General features: G+C 65.2%; 17 protein-coding genes. 2 read left to right on the top strand and 15 right to left on the bottom strand.

The genetic code is table 11. The features are described from left to right. Positions 1 to 256 precede the first annotated feature (256 nt). Positions 257 to 1,648, top strand: coding sequence for an NAD(P)-binding domain-containing protein (locus L6D80_RS14950; RefSeq protein ID WP_176512715.1), 1,392 nt, complete (start codon positions 257 to 259; stop codon positions 1,646 to 1,648). Here L6D80_RS14950 and L6D80_RS14945 read toward each other — a convergent pair. From L6D80_RS14945 to L6D80_RS14910, 8 genes are all read right to left on the bottom strand, one after another. After that, a complete protein-coding gene (locus L6D80_RS14945) occupies positions 1,639 to 2,244 on the bottom strand; it encodes an HAD family hydrolase (protein ID WP_219824806.1) in 606 nt (201 codons plus the stop codon). The two genes, L6D80_RS14950 and L6D80_RS14945, sit on opposite strands and share 10 nt — an antisense overlap. Next, the gene (locus L6D80_RS14940; RefSeq protein WP_176512714.1) at positions 2,241 to 3,029 is read right to left on the bottom strand and encodes a GntR family transcriptional regulator; all 789 of its coding nucleotides are present in this window, start codon (positions 3,027 to 3,029) and stop codon (positions 2,241 to 2,243) included. The genes L6D80_RS14945 and L6D80_RS14940 overlap by 4 nt, the downstream gene beginning before the upstream one ends. Beyond that, positions 3,026 to 3,622 (bottom strand): nicotinamide riboside transporter PnuC, encoded by a 597-nt coding sequence (pnuC, locus tag L6D80_RS14935; protein WP_176512713.1) that lies wholly within the window; start codon positions 3,620 to 3,622, stop codon positions 3,026 to 3,028. The genes L6D80_RS14940 and pnuC overlap by 4 nt, the downstream gene beginning before the upstream one ends. Positions 3,623 to 3,641: 19 nt before the next feature. Further along, positions 3,642 to 4,475 (bottom strand): 5'-nucleotidase, lipoprotein e(P4) family, encoded by an 834-nt coding sequence (locus tag L6D80_RS14930; RefSeq protein ID WP_054901750.1) that lies wholly within the window; start codon positions 4,473 to 4,475, stop codon positions 3,642 to 3,644. Positions 4,476 to 4,484: 9 nt separating this feature from the next. Continuing rightward, positions 4,485 to 6,650 carry a TonB-dependent siderophore receptor gene (locus L6D80_RS14925; RefSeq protein WP_054901751.1) on the bottom strand — a complete coding sequence of 722 codons (2,166 nt, stop codon included), beginning with the start codon at positions 6,648 to 6,650 and terminating at the stop codon, positions 4,485 to 4,487. Positions 6,651 to 6,770: 120 nt separating this feature from the next. After that, on the bottom strand, positions 6,771 to 7,649 hold the full coding sequence (locus L6D80_RS14920; protein ID WP_176512712.1) for a sulfurtransferase: 879 nt from the start codon (positions 7,647 to 7,649) through the stop codon (positions 6,771 to 6,773). 11 nt (positions 7,650 to 7,660) lie between these two features. Further along, on the bottom strand, positions 7,661 to 8,809 hold the full coding sequence (locus tag L6D80_RS14915; RefSeq protein WP_082422813.1) for a phosphotransferase enzyme family protein: 1,149 nt from the start codon (positions 8,807 to 8,809) through the stop codon (positions 7,661 to 7,663). Beyond that, entirely contained in the window at positions 8,806 to 9,726 is a 921-nt protein-coding gene (locus L6D80_RS14910; RefSeq protein ID WP_054901753.1) for an ABC transporter substrate-binding protein, read from the bottom strand. The genes L6D80_RS14915 and L6D80_RS14910 overlap by 4 nt, the downstream gene beginning before the upstream one ends. 342 nt (positions 9,727 to 10,068) lie before the next feature. On the opposite strand from L6D80_RS14910, the gene L6D80_RS14905 reads away from it, so the two are divergent. Then, positions 10,069 to 11,142: an aldo/keto reductase gene (locus L6D80_RS14905; protein ID WP_176512711.1), complete on the top strand. Its 1,074-nt coding sequence runs from the start codon at positions 10,069 to 10,071 to the stop codon at positions 11,140 to 11,142. A gap of 46 nt (positions 11,143 to 11,188) precedes the next feature. Here L6D80_RS14905 and L6D80_RS14900 read toward each other — a convergent pair whose 3' ends face one another. The 7 genes from L6D80_RS14900 to L6D80_RS14870 form a co-directional block, all read right to left on the bottom strand. Next, complete coding sequence (locus tag L6D80_RS14900; RefSeq protein WP_176512710.1) at positions 11,189 to 12,133, bottom strand: carbohydrate kinase family protein; 945 nt, start codon at positions 12,131 to 12,133, stop codon at positions 11,189 to 11,191. A 36-nt stretch (positions 12,134 to 12,169) separates the two neighbouring features. Continuing rightward, on the bottom strand, positions 12,170 to 13,660 hold the full coding sequence (gene xylB, locus L6D80_RS14895; RefSeq protein WP_176512737.1) for a xylulokinase: 1,491 nt from the start codon (positions 13,658 to 13,660) through the stop codon (positions 12,170 to 12,172). A gap of 16 nt (positions 13,661 to 13,676) precedes the next feature. Next, positions 13,677 to 15,152: a mannitol dehydrogenase family protein gene (locus tag L6D80_RS14890; RefSeq protein ID WP_176512709.1), complete on the bottom strand. Its 1,476-nt coding sequence runs from the start codon at positions 15,150 to 15,152 to the stop codon at positions 13,677 to 13,679. 24 nt (positions 15,153 to 15,176) lie between these two features. Then, positions 15,177 to 16,289, bottom strand: a complete 1,113-nt coding sequence (locus L6D80_RS14885) for an ABC transporter ATP-binding protein (protein WP_176512708.1) — start codon at positions 16,287 to 16,289, stop codon at positions 15,177 to 15,179. A gap of 135 nt (positions 16,290 to 16,424) precedes the next feature. Further along, entirely contained in the window at positions 16,425 to 17,258 is an 834-nt protein-coding gene (locus L6D80_RS14880) for a carbohydrate ABC transporter permease (RefSeq protein WP_176512707.1), read from the bottom strand. Between the two features lie 10 nt (positions 17,259 to 17,268). Further along, the gene (locus L6D80_RS14875) at positions 17,269 to 18,192 is read right to left on the bottom strand and encodes a carbohydrate ABC transporter permease (RefSeq protein ID WP_176512706.1); all 924 of its coding nucleotides are present in this window, start codon (positions 18,190 to 18,192) and stop codon (positions 17,269 to 17,271) included. Between the two features lie 82 nt (positions 18,193 to 18,274). Beyond that, the gene (locus tag L6D80_RS14870) at positions 18,275 to 19,585 is read right to left on the bottom strand and encodes an ABC transporter substrate-binding protein (protein WP_176512705.1); all 1,311 of its coding nucleotides are present in this window, start codon (positions 19,583 to 19,585) and stop codon (positions 18,275 to 18,277) included. Between the last annotated feature and the right edge of the window lie 125 nt (positions 19,586 to 19,710).

Here is a 19,710-nt window from a genome sequence, read left to right as displayed (position 1 = left end):
ATCTTCCGCCCTTCAGGCCCCCATTTTGCGCACCGCGCGGGTGGATACGGGCCGAACCCCATGATGCCTTCCCCGCTTTCGACCCTCTTCCACGTATTGTCGATTCCGCCAAGCAAGTTCTTGCTGGCCCAGATGCGCAAACGCCCCGTCCCTCCACCTGCACCGTAGCGCCTGAATTTCACCACCCCGGCCTTTTTGCCGTTCGGGGGTGGCGAGCCTTTGCTTTTTTTCAGCGTTCAACTGTTCAGGAATCACTATGACTCTTCGTGTCGCTATCATCGGTGCCGGCCCGTCCGGCCTTGCGCAACTGCGTGCCTTCCAATCCGCCCATGCACAGGGCGCCCCTATGCCCGAAATCGTCTGCTTCGAAAAGCAGGCTGACTGGGGAGGGATGTGGAACTACACCTGGCGCACTGGCCTGGACCAGCATGGCGAACCCGTGCATGGCAGTATGTACCGCTACCTGTGGTCCAACGGCCCCAAGGAGTGCCTCGAATTCGCCGACTACAGCTTTGATGAACACTTTGGGCGGCCGATCTCCTCGTACCCGCCGCGTGAGGTGCTGTGGGACTACATTCAAGGCCGTGTGAAAAAGGCCGGAGTGCGGGACTACATTCGCTTCAATACTGCGGTCAAGAACGTCAGCTTCGATGAAAACACCCGCGAGTTCACCGTTAGCGCCCACGACTACGGCCTCGGCCAAGGTGTTGAGCAGGTGTTCGATTATGTCGTAGTCGCCAGCGGGCACTTCTCCACCCCGCACGTGCCTGACTTCGAAGGCTTCGAGCGTTTCGCCGGGCGAATCCTGCACGCCCACGACTTCCGCGAAGCAATGGAATTCAAGGGAAAGGACTTGCTGATCGTCGGCAGCAGCTACTCGGCCGAAGACATCGGCTCGCAGTGCTACAAGTACGGCGCGCGCTCGATCACCACGGCCTACCGCACCCAGCCAATGGGCTACAAATGGCCCAAGGGCTGGGAAGAGCGCCCGCAACTGGTGCGCGTCGAAAGCGACCTGGCGTTCTTCGCCGACGGTTCGCACAAGCGCGTGGATGCAATCATCCTGTGCACCGGCTACCAGCACCACTTCCCGTTCCTGCCCGATGAGCTGACCCTCAAGACCAACAACCGCCTGTGGCCTGCCGGCCTGTACCAGGGCGTGGTGTGGGAGCAGAACCCTCAGCTGATCTACCTGGGCATGCAGGACCTCTGGTACAGCTTCAACCTGTTCGATGCCCAGGCCTGGTTTGCACGCGACTATATGCTGGGGCGGATCCAGCTGCCGTCGAAGACGGACATGCGCGCCGACAGTGAGCGCTGGCGCGAAGACGAGGAGCGTCTGGAAACCACTGCCTCGATGTATGAGTTCCAAGGCCGATACATCAGACATCTGATCGAGCAGACGGATTATCCGAGCTTCGACATCGAGGCGGTGAACCGCATCTTCCTGCAATGGAAGAATGACAAGAAGCACGACATCATGGGTTACCGGGATAAATCGTACCGTTCGGTTATCACGGGCACCCAAGCGGTGCCACACCATACCCGCTGGATGCAGGCGATGGACGACTCGCTGCAGGAGTACTTGCGCGAAACGGACGGCAGTAAGGGGGAAATAAAGGCCCTGGCGCGTTCAAGTCAGGGCTGAGCCAGCCGCGTTACATCCACCACCGGCAGTCGGCCGCGCCGCGCAGCCTCCAGACCTTGCGCGCTGTCCTCGAACACCAGGCAGCGCTCTGGAGGCAGCCCCAATTGCTGGGCAGCCTGCAGATGGATGGCGGGGTCAGGCTTGGCCTTGCCGACGTCGTCGAACGTCACGATGGCGTCGAACAGCTCGACCAACCCCAGCGCGGCCAGTGAGTGCAAGACGATCTCGCGAGAGCCGCTGGACGCTACGGCCATGGGTTTGACGCCCGCGAACCGTTTGGCGATGGCCGACACCTGGGTGAGTTCGCGCAAGTGCCGCGACAGGTTGGCCAGGTAGTGCTGGCGCATCGTCGCCACCACCCTGGGGCGATCCAGCGTGACCTGGTTGCTGTGCTCGAACTGCTCCATCAGCTGTGTCTCGCACAACCCGCAGCGGTCAGCGTGCCATGCCGTGTCCATGACCTTGCCAGACGCTGCAAAGGCCGCGCGCCAGGCGTCGGCATAGGCGGGCAGGCTGTCTACCAACGTCCCGTCGCAGTCGAAGATCAGGCCGTCGGCGGCCTGCAGCAGCGTTTCCAGTTGAGGCTGCGACATCATGGCGCTTCCGCCTCCCCCGGGTAACGGGTTTGCAGCACCACCGCCAGGGCATCCGGGCGCCAGAACTCCTGGTCGAATTCCACCGGTTGGCCGCGTTCGCCGAAGCTCAGGCGCTCCAGGTAGAAACTGCTCGACCCTGGAGAAACCTGCAGCAGGTCGGCTTGAAAATCGTTCATCGTCTCCGGGTGCATGCACAGCTCGCTGCGCGATTGCACGCGGCCAAAGCGCTCGCGCAGCAGGGCGGTCAGCGAGGTATTGAGGTCGGCGTCGAGCAAGCGGGGGCACCAGTCGGCCACCAGCACGTTGCATTCCAGCAGCACCGGGCGTTGATCGACCCAACGGCGGCGCTGCAGGTAGAACACCGGCTCCTCCGGATGCTCCAGGCCCATGCGCTTGGCCAGCCAGGCCCCGGCCGGGCGGCGCTCGGCGTGCAGGCATTCGGTGCGTGGCGTACGGCCCTGGGTGGCGACGTACTCCATGAAGCCGGTGATGCCGGTCGGGTCGTAGCGGATGCGCGGCGGGCTCACATACCAGCCGCGACGGTCCTGACGGTAGATGACGCCGTCGGTTTCCAGCAGTTGCAATGCCTGGCGCAGGGTCACGCGGGTGCAGCCGAAACGCTCGGCCAGTTCCCGTTCTGCGGGCAGCTTGCTGTCGGCGGGCAGGCATCCTTTGGCCAGGTCGCTGGCCAGTTGATCGCGGATGCGCAGGTAATGGGGCTGGGTGGCGCGCCAACTGGTCTGGGGTTGCGATTCGCTGACGAACGAGGTGCGGAACGGGTTCATGGCAACACCTCAGCGCCCGTGGGCAGCGTGCGCTGCTGAGCCTGCAGCTCGCTGCGCCAGGCCAGCAGGCCATAGGTGGCCAGTATCACGAATCCGGCGTACAGCGCTGCGGTGAGTTGCAGGTCCTTGAACAGAAACAATCCAACGTAGGCGCTGTCGAGCACGATCCACAACGCCCAGCTGGCGACATACTTGCGCGCCGCCCAGAAGCTGGCCACCAGGCTGAGCGAGCTCAGCAGTGCGTCGATCCATGGCGCCGAGGCATCGGTGTAGCGCTGCATGAGGGCACCCAGCAGGACCGCGCCGGCAAGCCCCACCGCGAGGCTGACGAGCGCCTCGCGACGTGGCAGACGGTGGACCCCGACCTTACCGGCGGCGCTGTAACCTTGGCTCCAGCGCCACCAGCCGTAACCCTGCAGCACGGCGAAGACCAGTTGCAGCAGCATGTCGCAATACAACTTCACCTCGAAGAAAATCCAGGCGTAAAGCAGCACGGCGACCACGCTCACCGGCCAGCACCAGCGAATGCGTTGGGTGGTCAGCCACACGCCGAGGATGTTGATCAGCACGGCAATAATTTCTAAGGTTGACATGGGCGCCTCCTCGGCAGCGTCAATACTGGGGCTTCAAGGCCTTGTGCTTGAAGGCGCGTTTCTGTTGCTCCGACAACCCGTCGCGCCCTTGGTAGGGCGCGCTGTACCAGCTGCCATAGGTGGGGTTGGGGAGCAGAAACCAGCGCTCCCCCAACCAGGCGAAGTAGGGGCGGGCGGCGTCGAGCTTGGCCTGTTGGCTGCCGGGGGTGGCCATGAAGTCGCCGAAGCTGTCGCCCAGTTGCATCAGCACGCGGGCCTGCGTGCCCACCCAATGCCGGCGGCAGGTCTTGTCTGAACCGCTGGCCTGGCACCCGCCGATGGCGGTGCCCGCCGTGAGGATCTGGGCGCTGCTGTCGATCGGGAAACCGACGCGGCGCAGATTTTCCAGGGTCGCCTGCTCCTGGCCAGGTTCACGGTTGGTCAGGTAGTACGGCGTGATCCCACGCCGCGCCGCAGCCTGCAGGAAGTCAACGGCGCCGGGCAGGGCCGGGGCCTTGGCGCTATCCACCCACTGGTACCAGGCGCTGTAGTCATACGGGCGGTCGGCGAGAATCGCCCGGGCGTTGAGCCCAATGTTGTCCAGCAGGGTTTCGTCGATGTCGATGATCACTGCCGGTGGCAAGCCCTGCAGCGCGCGCGGTGCTTGTGCCAATGCATCCCAGGTCGGGTCGGCCAAGGCCTGGTCCAGGTGCCGGGTGGCACTGGCGTAGGCCTGGCGGAACAGCAAGTCGTGCTCCACTGACGTCTGGGTCCAGAGCACCGCGTCGAGTTGGTCGTTGGCAGGTGCGTTCTGTTGGCAACCAGTGAGTAGCATCGCCAACAGGGCGGCAAGCAGCGGGACGGGCCGGTTCATGGCGATTCCTCAGAAGCTCACGGTGGCGGACAGGCGGGCGGTGCGCGGGGCACCCTGGAACAGGTAGCCGTCGCCCAGGTATTCGCCCACATCGCGCCAATAGCGTTTGTCGAAGAGGTTGTCCACGGTCAGGCGCAGGACGGTTTCGTACCCCTCGACGTCCAGGGTGTAGCGTGCGCCGGCATCGAATACCGTGTAGCCATCGACCTTCACGTTGCCTGCCTGGCTTGCATACTTGCTGGCGCTGTAGCGCAGGCCACCCAGCAGGGCCAGGCCTTTGATGCTGGCGATACTGTAGTCGGCGTGCAGGCTGGCGCGCACTTTCGGGACGTTGATCGCCTGGTGCCCTTCGTAGCTGTCGGTGCCGCTGTCCTCGACCCGGGCGCGGATCGCCGCGGCACTGGCCGCCACCTGCAGTTGCTCGGTCAGGTGCCCGCTGGCGGAAAGCTCGAGGCCAATGTTTTCCTGTTCGCCTTGTTGCACGAACGTGAAGCTGCCATCGCCATTGGGCCGCGAATACTGGTAGGCCTTGCTGATGCGAAACAGCGCGGCGCCCAAGCTCAGGCCTTGCCAGTCACGCTTGGCGCCCACTTCCAGTTGGCGCGAAACGGTGGGAGGCAGGATCTCGTCGGCGTTGGTGGTGAACCACGCCGCTTCGCCGCCCAGGGACAAGCCCTTGCTGTAGCTGGTGTACAGCGAGATGTCCGGGCGAGGCTTGTAGATCAGCGCGACATTGGGCAGGAACTCGGCACGCTGGGTATGGCGGGTGGTATTGCCGTCGATGTCGAAGGTCTTTTCGTCCAGGCGCACCTGGCGGCCCCCCACAATGGCCTGCCAGTGGTCGCCATAGCTCAGCCGGTCGGTGAAGAACAGCCCGTACTGGCGGCTGTCCAGGCGCCGATAGGTGTGGCCAAGCGGCTCGGTGGTGGGCGCAAAGTCGGGCACGGGCTGGTAGATGTTGGCGGTGCCCACCCACTCGTTGACCGAGTCGCGGCGGTCGACGATGCGGCGCAAGGCGCTGCTGCCGACGGTCAGTTCATGCTGCAGCGGGCCACTGTCGAAGCGCCCGTTCAGGGCAGCCTGAAGCTCGTCGTTGCGGCGGGTATCGTCGGGGTTGCGGAAGTCATAGACATCGTAGTCGCCTTCGGGGCTGAAGTAGTTCGGCACGGCGGAACCGGCGCAGCTTGCGGCGCCATAGCAGCCCCAGGCGAAGGCGCTGTAATCGTCGATCACCACGCGGCTGCGCGAAGCGCTGACGTTGGCGCTCCAGTTGTCGTCGAAGCGGTACTCGAAGCGGCTGCCCAGGTTGAGCGAGTCGATGCCCACCGGTTTGGACCAGCGCTGATCGGCCAAGCGGTCCTTGGGGTCGATGCCGTGGGGCACCACGCTGCCGCCGAGCAACTGGTAGCCCGGTACCGAGCGCTGCTCGCGGGTCTGGTACTCGGCATCCAGTTGCAACAGGGCGGCGTCGGTGATGTTCCAGTCAACGGCCAGGGAGGCGAAATCGCGTTTGCCGTCGGAGTTGTCGACATAGGAGCGGATGTCTTCGTGGGCGAAGTTGGCACGTACCCCCAGGCGTTGCTCGCTGTCGATCCAGCCACCAAGGTCGGTGGCAATGTAGCGCTCGCCCGATTCGTTGCTTGCCACAGTGACCGAGCGGACGTTCTGCGGGCGTTTGGTGACGTAGTTGACCAGCCCACCGGGCTCGGAAACACCGCTTTGCAAGCCGGCAAGGCCTTTGAGCAGTTCGACCTGCTGCTTGTTTTCCAGTGCGACGTTCTGCTCGCCGGTGATGGTGCTGCCGTTGATCTTGTAGCTGTTGGCGGCACTGAGGGAAAAGCCGCGGACCACGAAGTTTTCATAGTAGCCGATCGGTGCATAGCTTTCGCCGGTCGACGCGTCGTTGCTGAGCACTTCGCTGAGCAACCTGGCCTGGCGATCCTTGAGCAACTGCTCGGTGAACACCGCGACCGAGGCTGGCGTATCAAGCAGCGGCGCTTCGCCGAAGCCACCCACCGACGCTGATGTGGCATGGTAGCTGTCGATTTGCTCGCCGGTTACGGTGACGGTCTCCAGCAGGGTGCTGTCCGCCCAGGCCAGGGCTGGGCTCAGTGACAGACTCAGCAGCCCCAGCGCGAGGCCGTGGCGGTGTTGCAGGGACAAGGATGAAGCCATGAACAAACTCCTGGGTGACCAGCGGCGTGGCACCGAAAAACGGGTAAACGTGTGCCCGCGAAGGTGCGCGCACGTGGCGGCGACGGCATCGTCGAGCTGGCTTTTGAAGGGGGTGAAACCTCAGGTCGGAGTTGCTCCGGTGGTCATTGGCAACGCAGGGTCGGCGGCCCATTCCTGCAGCGAGCCGTCGTAGATCGAAACGTTCTGGCGCCCCAGGCGTGTAAGGGCCAGGGCCGTGGCGGCGGCGGAGATGCCGCCGCCACAATAGAGAATCAGCGGTTGGTCGCCTTCGAGCAGCGCTGGCCCGAGCGCTGCGGCCAACGCTTCGGGGGGCAGGTAGCGCCCCTGGTCGTCAAACAGCCCCCGCGCTGGCCGGTTGAGGCTGCCGGGGATGTGGCCGCGTCGAGCATAACGGGTCACGGCGCTGCCCTCGAACAGCCCTTGGGAAAGCGCGCAGATCAGCGTACCTGGGGCCTGCCCATTGGTCACTGCCAGCACGTCCTCGCGGCTGGCCCAATACCCTGCCTGCACAGTCAACGCCGCTGGCGAACCCGGCGCCTTGTCTGGTGCTTTCGTACCTTGGGCGAGGGGCAGGTTGGCTTGGCGCCAGGCCTTCAGCCCGCCGTCGAGCACTGCGGCGCGCACGCCCAGGCTGCGCAGCATCCACCAGAGGCGCGCTGCCCAGAAACCGTCATGTCGGTCATAGACCACGATCTGCCGCGCCTCGGCGATGCCCAGGCGCCCCAATGCCTCACGAGCAGCCGCCAGCGAAGGGACGGCGAAGCTGTAGCCCGCCGAGGTATCGGCCAGGTCGCCGGTCAGGTCAGCATGCCGAGAGGTCGGGATATGCTCGGCAAGCCATGCGCGATAGCCACTGGCGACACGGTAGTCACCGTCGAACTGGGCGGCGGCCAGCTCCACGCTGGCGTCCAGCACCACCAGCCCGGGTTGTTCCAGAGCCTGGTGCAGTGCGTTGGGTGAAATGAGGATGTCGGGCATAGGGAGTCCTGTCAGCGCGTGCGTGCGATCCGGTCCAGATGACCCAGCAGGCGCACGCCTTCGCTGTCGCCAAACCACTGGCCATGGCCGATCAGGAACTGGTGATAGGCGATGTCGGCATTGCTGCGCGATTCGACGATGCCCTGGAAGTAATCGATTTCCGCAAGGGCGAAATCTACATGCACCAGGGGTAACAGCGCTTTGAGCGTGAGTAGATCGGCGTGTGTCAGCGGCCGTTGACTGTGGTAACCGGCCAGCAGTGCATCGACTGCGTCGAGGTCGGCTGCGGCGCGCCCCCCTGTGTCGAGTTCAAGCCAGGGAATGCAGTTGCGTTCCACCGCAGTGGCCAGGTCGAACAGGGCGAAGGTCAGGTCGCTCAGGCCGAAGTCAAGGATGCTCTGCACCTGCTCTTTGCTGCCCGGTTCGGTCCAGAGCAGGTTGGAGGCATGCCAGTCGTTGTGGGTCCACAGGGCAGGCTGGTGCTTGAGCAGCGGCAGCAGGGCGCGATGATGGGGCAGGTACAGTTCGCCCAGCGCCTGCTGCCAGTCTTTACCCGCAAGGTAGTGGCCCAGCGCAGGGCGCTGTGCCAAGGCGTTTTCGATCGAGGCCAACGGTGCGCTGTCACCCAACAGGCGCAGGTTGGCAACCAGCACCGGCGTGCGCCGGGCTGGCGCGGCAAAGCCTTCAGCGGCCTGGTGCAGGCGAGCGAGGGCGGCGCCCGCTGCGTGGGCGTGCTGCAGGGTAAGGAACGGTGTCCACGACAGTGCGTCACGGTACAGGTCCCGGCCCTGTGCGAGCGGCAGTACCTCGTAGGTCCATTCACCCAGGGCCACCACGCTGCTGTCGTTGCGGTCGAGCAAGGGGGTGACCACGGGGGCGCCACGCTGCTTCAGGTACTGAACGAAGCGGTGTTCCTCCAGCAGCCAGGCCGGCTGGCGAACGCTGCGGTGGTGGCGCTTGACGAACAGCTCGCCCTGCTGCGTGCGCACCTGCGCGGCCGCCGAAAAGGGGCGAGGGCTGTGCCAGTGCAGTGGCTCCACGGCGCCGATCCGGGGGAAGTGCTGCAGCACGTCTTCCACATCCGCTTGGGACAGCGCAGGCCAATCGGCTTGCACAGGTTGCAACCCCATGCCATGGGCGATACGCGATGGCTCGGTCATGCCTGCGGCTCCCTGAGGTAACGGTTGCTGGTGGCCCCGCGCCAAGCATCAGCGTCGGCCAGTACGCCATGGTCGTGCAACCACTGGGCGTAGGGCGCGATCAGCTCCTCGCGCTGCTGGCCCCAGCGCTGCTCGTGCAGCCAGGTTGGTGCGATGTGTTGTAGCGATTGGCTGAGCAGCGCCCGCGGGAAGTAAGGTGTGGCCGCCTCATAGGCGTCCAGGGCGCTCTGCGGGTCCTCGGCCGCTGCGCGAAAGCCACGCTCGGTGGCGGCGAGGAAGGCGCGGGCAGTCTCGGGGTTGTCCTCGAACCAGCTTTGCAGGCCGCCCAGCAGATAGCTGTGGTAGCGCGGTGCGCCGATGGTGTCGACCGGCCATACCACGCGGCGCTCAGGCGAGACAGGGCTGTCCATCAACGCTTCCCAGGCCCAGTAGCCACCGAAACTGGCGTGGGCAATGCCCGCAGCCAGGTCTTCGGGGCGTAGCTCGCGCACTTTGCTGTCAACGATGATGACGGCATCCGGGTCGCCACCATCGGCGGCCACCAGATGGCGGACCATCGCCAGGCCCCGCGGCGTGGGGTTGAGTGCCAGGCGCTTGCCTGCGAGGTCCCTCGGGCGGCGAATGCCGAAGTCGGTCAGTGTCTGGATCGACTCCAGGCCGCTATGGTTGATCGCCGCGACGCCCAGCAGCGGCTGCCCGAGGCTGCGCCGGACCAACAAACGGTTGCTGGGAAACACACCAACATCGGCGTGGCCGTTGAGCAGGTGCTCCAAGGTGTCGCCATGGAAGGGGTCCGGCACAACCAACTGCACCGACAAACCGGCGTCCTGATACCAGCCACGCTCTCGTGCGAGGTAAAACCCGGCCGAGTTGGGCCAGGGATGAAAATATTCCAGCATTACCCGTACAGCGATCATCCTGTCTTGCTCCTTGGTGCCCTCAGGGCTCATGGAGCAGATTTAACGGTTAGGTATCTGGTATATACCAATATTGATCCGTGCTATTTATATTCCTTAACTGAATAATATGCACGGGTTTATATCTTTTTGGCTGGATGCCTTGGGGCGCGTACTGGTGCTGGTGCGGTGAGCTGATGGCCTCAGCGGTTTCAGCGTTGCCGGAATGCACCCAACACAACCAGGGAAGCATTCTTTCGCGTGGTCCTGGCCTGTATCTCGGCCAGGCCGCAATCCGATTGAACGATTCAGCACCCTGCACCGTCGGTACTTCCAGGTCTTTCGCATTTGGAGGCATTACCGATGAAGTATCGCACCCTAGGCAACACCGGCCTGCTTGTATCTGAACTGGTGATCGGCACGGTCCCGTTCGGTGGCCGTGGCGCATTCGAGAAAACCGGCAGCGTCGACGTGCCCCTGGCCAGGCGCATGTTCGACATGGCCTTCGACGCCGGTGTAAACATGGTCGACACGGCGGACCTGTACTCCCACGGGTTGGCGGAAGAAATCGTCGGCAAAGCGCTGGCTGAGCGTCGCCCGTCCATCATCCTGGCCACCAAGGCACGCAGCCCGATGGGCGACAACCCCAACGACAGCGGCGCTTCGCGCTACCACCTGATCCGCGCCTGCGAGGCCAGCCTCAAGCGCCTGGGCACCGACCATATCGACCTGTACCAGATTCACAACTGGGATGGCATCACGCCTGTGGAAGAGACCTTGTCGGCGCTGGAGCACCTGGTGCAAAGCGGCAAGGTGCGTTACTTCGGCACGTCCAACTACACCGCCTGGCAGATGATGAAAACCCTCGGCAGCGCCCGGCTCAATGGCTGGCAGCAGCCGGTTTCCCAGCAGATCTACTACACCCCCGAGGCCCGTGAGGCAGAGTACGAGCTGTTGCCGATGGCGCTGGACCAAGGCATCGCCACGCTGGTGTGGGGGCCGTTGGGGGAGGGGTTGCTGACCGGCAAGGTTCGCCGTGGGCAACAGACACCGCCCGGCACGCGCCAGGGCAATGACTGGCCAGAACCTTATGTGCATGACAGGGAGCGTGCGTACGACATCATCGAGGCGCTGATCGAGGTGGGGCAGCGGCATGGCTGTTCGCCGGCGCGGGTATGCCTGGCCTGGCTCAAGGACCGCCCGGGCATTACCAGCGTGATCACGGCGGGGCGTACGGCCGAGCAGTTGCACGATAACCTGCAGGCGGCGGAGCTGGTGCTGACGCCCAAGGATCAAGCGCAGCTCGAACAGGTGACACGGATCGCGCCGCAGTATCCGTATTGGCACCGGATTGCGGCGCAGATGGACCGGATCGATCCGGCCGAGGCAGCGTTTATCGAGCTGCATCGGGAGACGATGAAGCAGCACAAACAGTAATGGCTGCAGGGGGGGCGTCGGCATCGTTGACGTGCCAAGACGCCCCTCACGGCGTCGGTGACAGCTCATGCTCAAAGGGCAGGTCGGGCCCCACCCGCGAACAGGTGACCGCCGCCGCGCGTATGGCATAGCCGAGTATCATGTCGACCGTGTCGCGGTCCAGCCGGCCCACGCCCTCTGGCGTGTCGGCACCCAGCCGTGCCAGGCAGGCCAGTACCGCCGCCTGGAAGGTATCTCCCGCCCCGACCGTATCGCGCACCGGCAGCGAGGCATCCGCCGCTCGCTGCCATGAGCCGTGCGCGCAATGCACGCTGGCGCCGTCGGCGCCATGGGTGATGAACACCAGCCGACACCGGGTGTTCAGCCATTCACGCGCCACCGCTGCCGCGTCGCGCTCTGGGTAGAGCAGCGCCAGGTCTTCCTCGCTGGCCTTGATCAGATGCGCATGCCCGGCAAACGCTTCGACTTGCCTGCGCCACAGCGCCACATCCGGCTGCGGGTTGAGGCGTACGTTCGGGTCCAGGCTGATCAAACGCTGGTCGCGTTCGCGTTCAACCAGCGCCATCAGCGTGTCGGCCACCGGCGTCACCACCAAGGTATACGAGCCTACATGCAACCCCCGCACGCGCTCATCCAACACCGGCAGATGCTCCAAGCGCACCTGCCGGTCAGCGCAGCCTTCGCCGCGAAACTGGTAGTGCGCCGAGCCGTTTGCATCCAGGCCGACCATGGCCAGGGTCGTTGGGGCATCGCTTGTTACCAGGAACCCGCTGTCCACGCGTTCCTCGTCCAGTACCCGACGCAGCCGGGCGCCAAGGTAGTCGCTGGATAGCCCGCCGAAGAACGCCGCGTCCACGCCCAGGCGGCGCAGGCCGACGGCGACGTTGAACGGCGAGCCACCGGCAATGGCGGTAAAGCCTAGCTCGCCGCTGCGGCGGCTGCTTTGCAAGCTAAAGACATCGAACAGGGCCTCGCCACACACCAGGTACATGAAGTTCTCCAAAAAAATGAGGGCAGTTGCCGGCGATCACCGCACTGGCAGCTGTTCCCGGTAGCGTTGATAGACGGCCTCGTACGCGGCCTGTTGCGCCGGGCGGGGCTGCGTGCGGGTAGTGGGGTCGAGGTCCACGCAGCGCTGACACAGTGCCTGAAGACTGTCGCCCTGGCCGAGCTGGCGGCCCAGGCTCCAGGCCGCCTGGATAGCCGCCCCCAGCGCCGCGGCTTCGGTCTGCCGGGGGCAGACCACCGGTAGGCCGAGCAGGTCGGCGAGCACCTGGCGCCACAGTGGGCTTTTCGCCGCGCCGCCGACCAGGCGAATTTCGCTGCCCTGCAGGCCGCCGGCACGCAGCAGGTCCAGGCCGTAGCGCAGGCTCAAGCAAGTACCTTCGAGCACGGCGCGGCAGAGGTTGGCACGGGTCAGGTTGGTACTGGTCATGCCGTGCAGGCTGGCACTGGCGTTGGGCAGTGCCGGTACGCGCTCGCCCTCGAAGAACGGCAGCATCAGCAGGCCATCGGCGCCGATCGGGGCTTGGTCGGCGAGGGCGGTGAATTGCGCCAGGTCCAGCGCCAGCAGGTCGCGTACCAGGGCGCAGGCGCTGGTCAAATTCATGGTGCAGATCAGCGGCAACCAGCCGCCACTGGAGGCGCAGAAGGTCGCCACTTCGCCTTGGGGGCTGACCTGGGCATGATCGGCATAGGCCGCCAGTGTGCCGGAGGTGCCCAGGCTCAGGGTGATCATGCCCGGGGCGATGTTACCCGTGCCAATGGCACCGAGCATGTTGTCGCCGCCGCCGCTGGCCACCCAGGCCTGTGGGCTCAGACCGAGGGCCGCCGCCGCGTGTTCGCGTAACGTACCGACGCACTCACCGGGGGCGAGCAGTTCGGGCAGCGCCGCCACCAGGTGCTCGCCCGGCTCGATGTGTTGCAGCACGTCGGGCGCCCAGGTTCTGCGGCGCACGTCGAAATAGCCGGTGCCGGAGGCATCGCCAAGCTCACTGCAGGCGCGGCCGGTCAGCCAGTAATTGAGGTAGTCGTGCGGCAGCAGGATGTGGGCCAGGCGCGCGAACAGCGCGGGGAAATGGCGCTTGCTCCACAGCAGCTTGGACACGGTGTAACCCGGTGCGATCACCAGCCCCAGCCGTTCGAGCGAGCCTTGTGCACCACCGAGTGCGTCGAGCAGTTCCTGGTTCTCAGGCGCGGTCTCGGTGTCGCACCAGAGCTTGGCCGGGCGCAGCACCTGGCCTTGGGCGTCGAGCATCACCAAACCATGTTGCTGGCCGGACACCGCCAGTGCACGGATCGCATGGCCATCGACGCCGGCCTGGTGAAGGGCACCGGCCACCGCTGTGCGCAGGGCGGCCAGCCAGTCGGCCGGGGCCTGCTCGCGGCGGCCATCGCGGCCGTGCGGGGGCGCATGGGCGGCGCTGCCCAGGCCCAGCACCTGGCCGCTGCCGGCGTTCAGCAACAAGGCCTTGGTGCCTTGGGTGCCGCAGTCGATGCCGAGGAACAGTCCGTCCATGTTGTCGCGCTCCAGGTCAGCCGCCGAGGACTCGGCGCAGGGTTTCACTCACGCCTACTTCGCGCAAGCTGTCGTACTGGCGCTCGAAGGCGCTGACGAAAGCCTTGGACGTGGGAATGGCGGTGCCGAAGATCGCCTCGTCGCCCAGCACCCGGGCGGCCAGGCCGTCGCGTTGCACCACCCGCGCCTGGCAGTCTGCGGCGCGTGGATCGGGGACGGCGTAGGCCGTACCGTTTTCGTCCACCCCGCGCAGGTAAACGGCCCAGGCCGCCACCACCAGGGCCACGCGGTCCAGCGCTTGGCCGTCGGCGATCAGGCGGTTGGCGGTGGGCACGATGAACTTGGGGAACTTCGAAGAGCCGTCCGAGCACACCCGCTCCAGTTGGTCGGCGATGGCACGGTTGGCGAAGCGTTCGGTAAGGCTGTCCTTGTAACGCGCCAGATCGATCCCCGGCACCGGGGCGAGCTGCGGGGTCACGTCCAGGTCCATGAAGGTGCGCATGTAGCGGCGCAGCAGCGGGTCCTCAAGGGTTTCGTGGACAAAGCGGTAACCCTGCAAGAAGCCCAGGTAAGTCAGCGCCAGGTGGCTGCCGTTGAGCAGTTTGATCTTCATCGCTTCATAGGGTGTGACGTCGTCGGTGAACTGCACGCCAACCTTCTCCCAGGCTGGGCGCCCGGCAACGAACTTGTCTTCCACCACCCACTGCAGGAACGGCTCGCACACCACTGGCCAGGCATCCTCCACGCCATGGCGCTCAAGCAGTTGCTGACGGTGGGCTGGGCTGGTCATCGGGGTGATACGGTCGACCATGGCGTTGGGGAAGCTGACGTGGCCGTCTATCCACTGCGCCAGGTCGTGGTCGAGCAGGTGGGCGAAGGCCAGCAGGGCCTTGCGCGCTACCGCGCCGTTGTGTGGAAGGTTGTCGCAGGACATCACGGTAAAGGGCCCTGTACCCGCCTCGCGGCGACGGCGCAGCGCTTCGCAGAGGTAGCCGAAAACGCTGCGCGGAGCCTGTGGGTTGGCCAGATCGTGCTCGATCAGCGGCAGGTCGGCGCGGAACTCGCCGGTGCTGTCGTCGATGCAGTAGCCGCCTTCGGTGATCGTCAGCGAGACGATGCGGATACCGGGCTCGGCCAGTTTGGCCAGCAGCGCTTGGGCGCCGTCCTCGGCCAGCAGCATGCCGTTGAGGGCGGCAATCACCCGCACCTCGGTACCGGGGGCATCGCCCAACTCGAACAGGGTGTACAGGTAATCCTGTTCGGCCAGGGCGTCGCGCATGGCGCGGTCCTCGCTGCGCAGGCCGGCGCCGCAGATCGCCCAGTCGAGGCCTTCGCCGCGGTTTATCAGGGCGTCGGTGTAGGCCGCCTGATGAGCCCGATGGAAGCCGCCGACGCCGATGTGCACGATGCCCTGGCGCAAGTGCGACGGGTCATAGGTAGGGCGGGCGACCGTGGCCGCCAGCAGCCCGAGGTTGTGCGTGTTGAGTTTCATCCTGGGTATCCTTGGACGGCGGCTTCAGGCCGCCTGTTGCAGTCGTTTGTCGAGGGCCTGGCCGTTGCTGTCGAACAGGTGGCAGTGGCTTGGGTCGAAAGCCAGTTCCAGCGGCTGGCCAAAGCCCGGCGCGAAATCGCCGCGCACACGCACGGTGAGCATTTCCCCGGAGGCTGCGCGCACATGGCAATAGCTGTCGCTGCCCAGGCGTTCGCTGACGTCGGCAATCACCTGCAGCGCACCGGGCTGCCCTTGGTCGGCGCTGTTGATGCTCAGGTGCTCGGGGCGGATGCCCAGGGTTACCGGGCTGCCGGTGGCCAGGGTGCCTGCGCACAGGGGCAGGCCGATACGTGCGCCGCACTCCAGGGCGACCTCGCACTGGTTGCCCTGGTTGCGGCTCAGGTGGCCGCGCAAGAAGCCCATCTTCGGCGTGCCCAGAAAGCCTGCGACGAACAGGTTGGCCGGGTGGTGATACAGCTCCAGCGGCGAGCCGACTTGCTCGATACGCCCACCGTTGAGCACCACCACCTTGTCGGCCAGGGTCATCGCCTCGACCTGGTCGTGGGTCACGTAGATCATGGTGGCGGCCAGCTCCTGATGCAGGCGCGCCAGTTCCAGGCGCATCTGCACCCGCAGGGCGGCGTCGAGGTTGGACAGCGGCTCGTCGAACAGGAAGATTTTCGGGTTGCGCACGATCGCCCGGCCAATTGCAACCCGCTGGCGCTGGCCACCGGAGAGCTGGCGCGGCTTGCGCTCGAGCAGCGGCTGCAGCTCGAGGATGCGGGCGGCGTTGTCGACCTTGGCCGCCACCTCGCGCTTGCTCACCCCCGCCAGGTCCAGGGCGAACGACAGGTTCTTGCGCACGGTCATGTGCGGGTACAGCGCATAGGTCTGGAACACCATGGCCAGGTCGCGTTTGGCCGGGGCGGTGTCGGTGATGTCGAGGCCGTCCAGGGTGATGGTGCCACTGCTGACCTCTTCGAGGCCGGCGATCAGCCGCAGCAGGGTCGACTTGCCGCAGCCGGACGGGCCGACGAACACCACGAACTCGCGGTCGCGCACGTCCAGGTCGATGCCTTTGATGATGGCGTGGCCATCGAAGCCTTTGTGCAGGTTACGGATCTTCAGGTCAGCCATGTGGAATGTCCTCCGCGGTGGCCGGGAATAAGGATGATTGAGCAGCAACTATGGAGGTGCGGCACTTGCCCCAGCGCCGCCCAAGCGGTTGGGGAGAGCGGTCACAGAGGGGCAGGCGTGCCTGCACAGGCGCCATCATTTGACGGCCCCGAACGAGAGGCCGCGCACCAGTTGCTTCTGGCTGATCCAGCCAAAAATCAGGATCGGCGCGCAGGCCAGGGTCGAGACGGCCGAGAGCTTGGCCCAGAACAGCCCCTCGGGGCTTGAGTAGGAGGCCACCAATGCCGTCAACGGCGCGGCGGCTGCGGAGGTCAGGTTCAGCGACCAGAATGCCTCGTTCCAGCACAGGATCAGTGACAACAGTACCGTCGAGGCCAACCCGCCCCGGGCGATCGGCAGCAGGACCCGGACAATTTCCTGCCAGGTGCCGGCACCGTCCAGGCGCGCGGCTTCTAGGATGTCCACGGGGATGTCCTTGAAGTACGTGTACACCATCCACACCACGATCGGCAGGTTGATCAGGGTGTAGACGATGATCAGTGCCAGGCGCGAGTCGAGCAGGCCGAACTGCTTGGCCAGCAGGTAGACCGGCATCAGCACGCCCACCGGCGGCAGCATCTTGGTCGACAGCATCCACAGCAGCGTGCGCTTGGTGTGGCGGGTCTCGAAGAAGGCCATGGAGTAGGCCGCCGGCACGGCGATGAGCATGCACAGCAACGTCGCCGAGAAGGCGATTAGCACCGAATTCCAGGCATAGGCGAAGTAGTCGCTGCGCGCATTGATGTGCAGGTAGTTCTCTAGCGTCGGCGTGAAGAACACCTGCGGGGGCGTGGCGAAGGCGTCCAGTTCGGTCTTGAAGCTGGTCAGCAGCATCCAGAAGATCGGGAAGAAGATCACCAGGGCGATGCCCCAGCACAGCAGGCCGAGCAGCGCATCGCGCAGGCGGCGGGTTTGCTTGAGTGTCAGCATGGCGGGCTCCTTAGCTGCGCTCGGTCAGGTTCTTGCCGATCATCCGTACCAGCACGATGGCGGCGATGTTGGCGATCAGCACGGCGATCAGCCCACCGGCCGAGGCCATGCCCACGTCGAATTGCAGCAGCGCCTGGTTGTAGATCAGGTAGGCGAGGTTGGTGGACTCGTAGCCGGGGCCGCCGCTGGTGGTGGTGAAGATTTCGGCGAACACCGACAGCAGGAAGATCGTCTCGATCATCACCACCACGGCAATGGGGCGGGCCAGGTGGGGCAGGGTCAGGTGCCAGAAGATCGCCAGCGGCCCGGCGCCGTCCAGGCGAGCGGCCTCCTTCTGCTCCTGGTCCAGCGACTGCATGGCGGTCATCAGAATCAGGATGGCGAAAGGTAGCCATTGCCAGGAGACGATCAGGATGATCGACAGCAGCGGATAGTGCGCCAGCCAGTCCACCGGTTGCGCGCCGAACAGGCGCCAGACGGCAGCGAGGATGCCCGACACCGGGTGGAAGATCAGGTTCTTCCACAACAGCGCGCTGACCGTCGGCATGATGAAGAACGGCGAAATCAGCAGCACCCTTACCACGCCGCGCCCCCAGAACTCGCCGGCCTCCAGCAGCGCAGCGATGAGCACGCCAAGGATCACGCTGATCGCCAGCACGCTGCCGACCAGGGTCAAGGTGTTCAACGCGCCGGGCAGGAAACCTGCGTCGGTGACGAAAAAGGCAAAGTTCTCCAGGCCCACAAAGGGGTTATCGCCGGGGTACAGCAGGTTGTAGCGGATCAACGAAAAATACAGGGTCATACCCAGGGGCACGATCATCCACAACAGCAGCAGCGCCACCGAAGGGCTGACCAGGAACCAGCCGGGGCCGACGCGGCGTTTGCCGGTGCGTGGGGTGGCGAGGGTTGGGGTGTCGAGGGCCGAAGTGTTCATGGCGACTCCGTTTGCAGCGAAAAAGGGCGAGCGGCAAGCCGCCACCGCACCGGGGTACGGCGCGGTTACGGCCAGGGGCGGGCTACTTGGGGTAACCGGCGCGCTTCATCTCGCGTTCGGTGGACTGCTGTGCGGCGGCCAGCACCTGGTCGACCTTCATCTGTCCGGTCAGCGCGGCGGAGAACAGCTTGCCGACCTGGGTGCCGATGGCCTGGAACTCGGGGATCGTCACCAGCTGGATACCCACATAGGGCACAGGCTTGAGGGTCGGGTGAGTGGGGTCGACGCGCTTGAGCGATTCCAGCGTCACCTTGGCGAATGGCGCGGCGGCAAGGTATGCATCGCTGTAGGTCGAGGCGCGGGTGCCCGGTGGCACGTTGGCCACACCTTCCTTGTCGGCCACCAGCTTGCCGTAGGCCTCGGAGGTGGCCCAGGCGCTGAAGGCCTTCGCCGCGTCCTTGGACCTGGAGCTGGTGGGGATCGCCAACGCCCAGGAATACAGCCACGACGCGCCCTTGTCGGTGACCTGCTTGGGGGCGAAGGCGAAGCCGACCTGGTCGGCGACCTTGCTCTGGGACTTGTCGGTGACAAATGAGCCGGCCACGCTGGCATCAACCCACATCGCGCACTTGCCGCTGTTGAACAGCGCAAGGTTTTCGTTGAACCCGTTGCTCGACGCCCCAGGGGGGCCGTACTGCCTGAGGGTATCGACGTAGAAGTTCAGCGCGTCCTTCCATTCGCTGCCGTTGAATTCCGGTTGCCACTGCTCATTGAACCAACGCGCGCCGAAGGCATTGGCCACGGTGCCGATCAGCGCCATGTTCTCGCCCCAGCCGGCCTTGCCGCGCAGGCAGATGCCGTACTGGCCCTGGTCGGGGTGGTTGAGTTTTGCGGCAAATTCGCCAAGCTGGGTCCAACTCGGCTGCTCGGGCATCTCCAGGCCGGCGTTGTGGAACAGGTCCTTGCGGTAGTAGGTGATCGAAGCTTCGGCGTAGAAGGGTAGGGCGTACAGCGTGCCGTTCGCCGACAGGCCATTGCGTACCGAGGGGAACACGTCGTCGAGGTTGTAGTCGGCCGGCAGGTCCTTCATGGGTTCCAGCCAGCCCTTGGCGCCCCACAGCGCGGCTTCGTACATGCCGATGGTCAGCACGTCGAACTGCCCGCCCTGGGTGGCGATGTCGGTGGTCAGGCGCTGACGCAGTACGTTTTCTTCGAGCACGACCCACTTGAGCGCAATCTCCGGGTGCTGCGCTTCGAACACCTTGGCCAGGCGCTGCATGCGGATCATGTCGTTGTTGTTGACCGTGGCGATGGTCAGGGTTTCAGCGGCCTGCGCGTACAGCGGCAGGCTGAGGCAGGCGGCGGCCAGGCAGGCCTTGATCGAGTCGTTCATCTGTGAACTCCCCTTCCGGGCCGGGTGGCGGCGCGGAAGACATTATTGTTTTTGTGTCGCTCGCCGCCGATTACACCGCCCTACGGCGATGCCGACAAAGCCTCGCCTGCACTTTGACTGATACT

This window comes from Pseudomonas ceruminis (genome assembly GCF_021602025.1).
Taxonomy (GTDB): domain Bacteria; phylum Pseudomonadota; class Gammaproteobacteria; order Pseudomonadales; family Pseudomonadaceae; genus Aquipseudomonas; species Aquipseudomonas ceruminis.
The sequence above is the reverse complement of the archived record's forward strand: the minus strand, read 5'-3'. Positions and strand labels throughout refer to the sequence as shown.

Bases quoted from the DNA above. Each gene is read 5' to 3' on its own strand.
- L6D80_RS14950 (WP_176512715.1), top strand. From the start codon at position 257: ATGACTCTTCGTGTCGCTATCATCGGTGCCGGCCCGTCCGGCCTTGCG.
- L6D80_RS14945 (WP_219824806.1), bottom strand. From the start codon at position 2,244: ATGATGTCGCAGCCTCAACTGGAAACGCTGCTGCAGGCCGCCGACGGC.
- L6D80_RS14940 (WP_176512714.1), bottom strand. From the start codon at position 3,029: ATGAACCCGTTCCGCACCTCGTTCGTCAGCGAATCGCAACCCCAGACC.
- pnuC (WP_176512713.1), bottom strand. From the start codon at position 3,622: ATGTCAACCTTAGAAATTATTGCCGTGCTGATCAACATCCTCGGCGTG.
- L6D80_RS14930 (WP_054901750.1), bottom strand. From the start codon at position 4,475: ATGAACCGGCCCGTCCCGCTGCTTGCCGCCCTGTTGGCGATGCTACTC.
- L6D80_RS14925 (WP_054901751.1), bottom strand. From the start codon at position 6,650: ATGGCTTCATCCTTGTCCCTGCAACACCGCCACGGCCTCGCGCTGGGG.
- L6D80_RS14920 (WP_176512712.1), bottom strand. From the start codon at position 7,649: ATGCCCGACATCCTCATTTCACCCAACGCACTGCACCAGGCTCTGGAA.
- L6D80_RS14915 (WP_082422813.1), bottom strand. From the start codon at position 8,809: ATGACCGAGCCATCGCGTATCGCCCATGGCATGGGGTTGCAACCTGTG.
- L6D80_RS14910 (WP_054901753.1), bottom strand. From the start codon at position 9,726: ATGATCGCTGTACGGGTAATGCTGGAATATTTTCATCCCTGGCCCAAC.
- L6D80_RS14905 (WP_176512711.1), top strand. From the start codon at position 10,069: ATGAAGTATCGCACCCTAGGCAACACCGGCCTGCTTGTATCTGAACTG.
- L6D80_RS14900 (WP_176512710.1), bottom strand. From the start codon at position 12,133: ATGTACCTGGTGTGTGGCGAGGCCCTGTTCGATGTCTTTAGCTTGCAA.
- xylB (WP_176512737.1), bottom strand. From the start codon at position 13,660: ATGGACGGACTGTTCCTCGGCATCGACTGCGGCACCCAAGGCACCAAG.
- L6D80_RS14890 (WP_176512709.1), bottom strand. From the start codon at position 15,152: ATGAAACTCAACACGCACAACCTCGGGCTGCTGGCGGCCACGGTCGCC.
- L6D80_RS14885 (WP_176512708.1), bottom strand. From the start codon at position 16,289: ATGGCTGACCTGAAGATCCGTAACCTGCACAAAGGCTTCGATGGCCAC.
- L6D80_RS14880 (WP_176512707.1), bottom strand. From the start codon at position 17,258: ATGCTGACACTCAAGCAAACCCGCCGCCTGCGCGATGCGCTGCTCGGC.
- L6D80_RS14875 (WP_176512706.1), bottom strand. From the start codon at position 18,192: ATGAACACTTCGGCCCTCGACACCCCAACCCTCGCCACCCCACGCACC.
- L6D80_RS14870 (WP_176512705.1), bottom strand. From the start codon at position 19,585: ATGAACGACTCGATCAAGGCCTGCCTGGCCGCCGCCTGCCTCAGCCTG.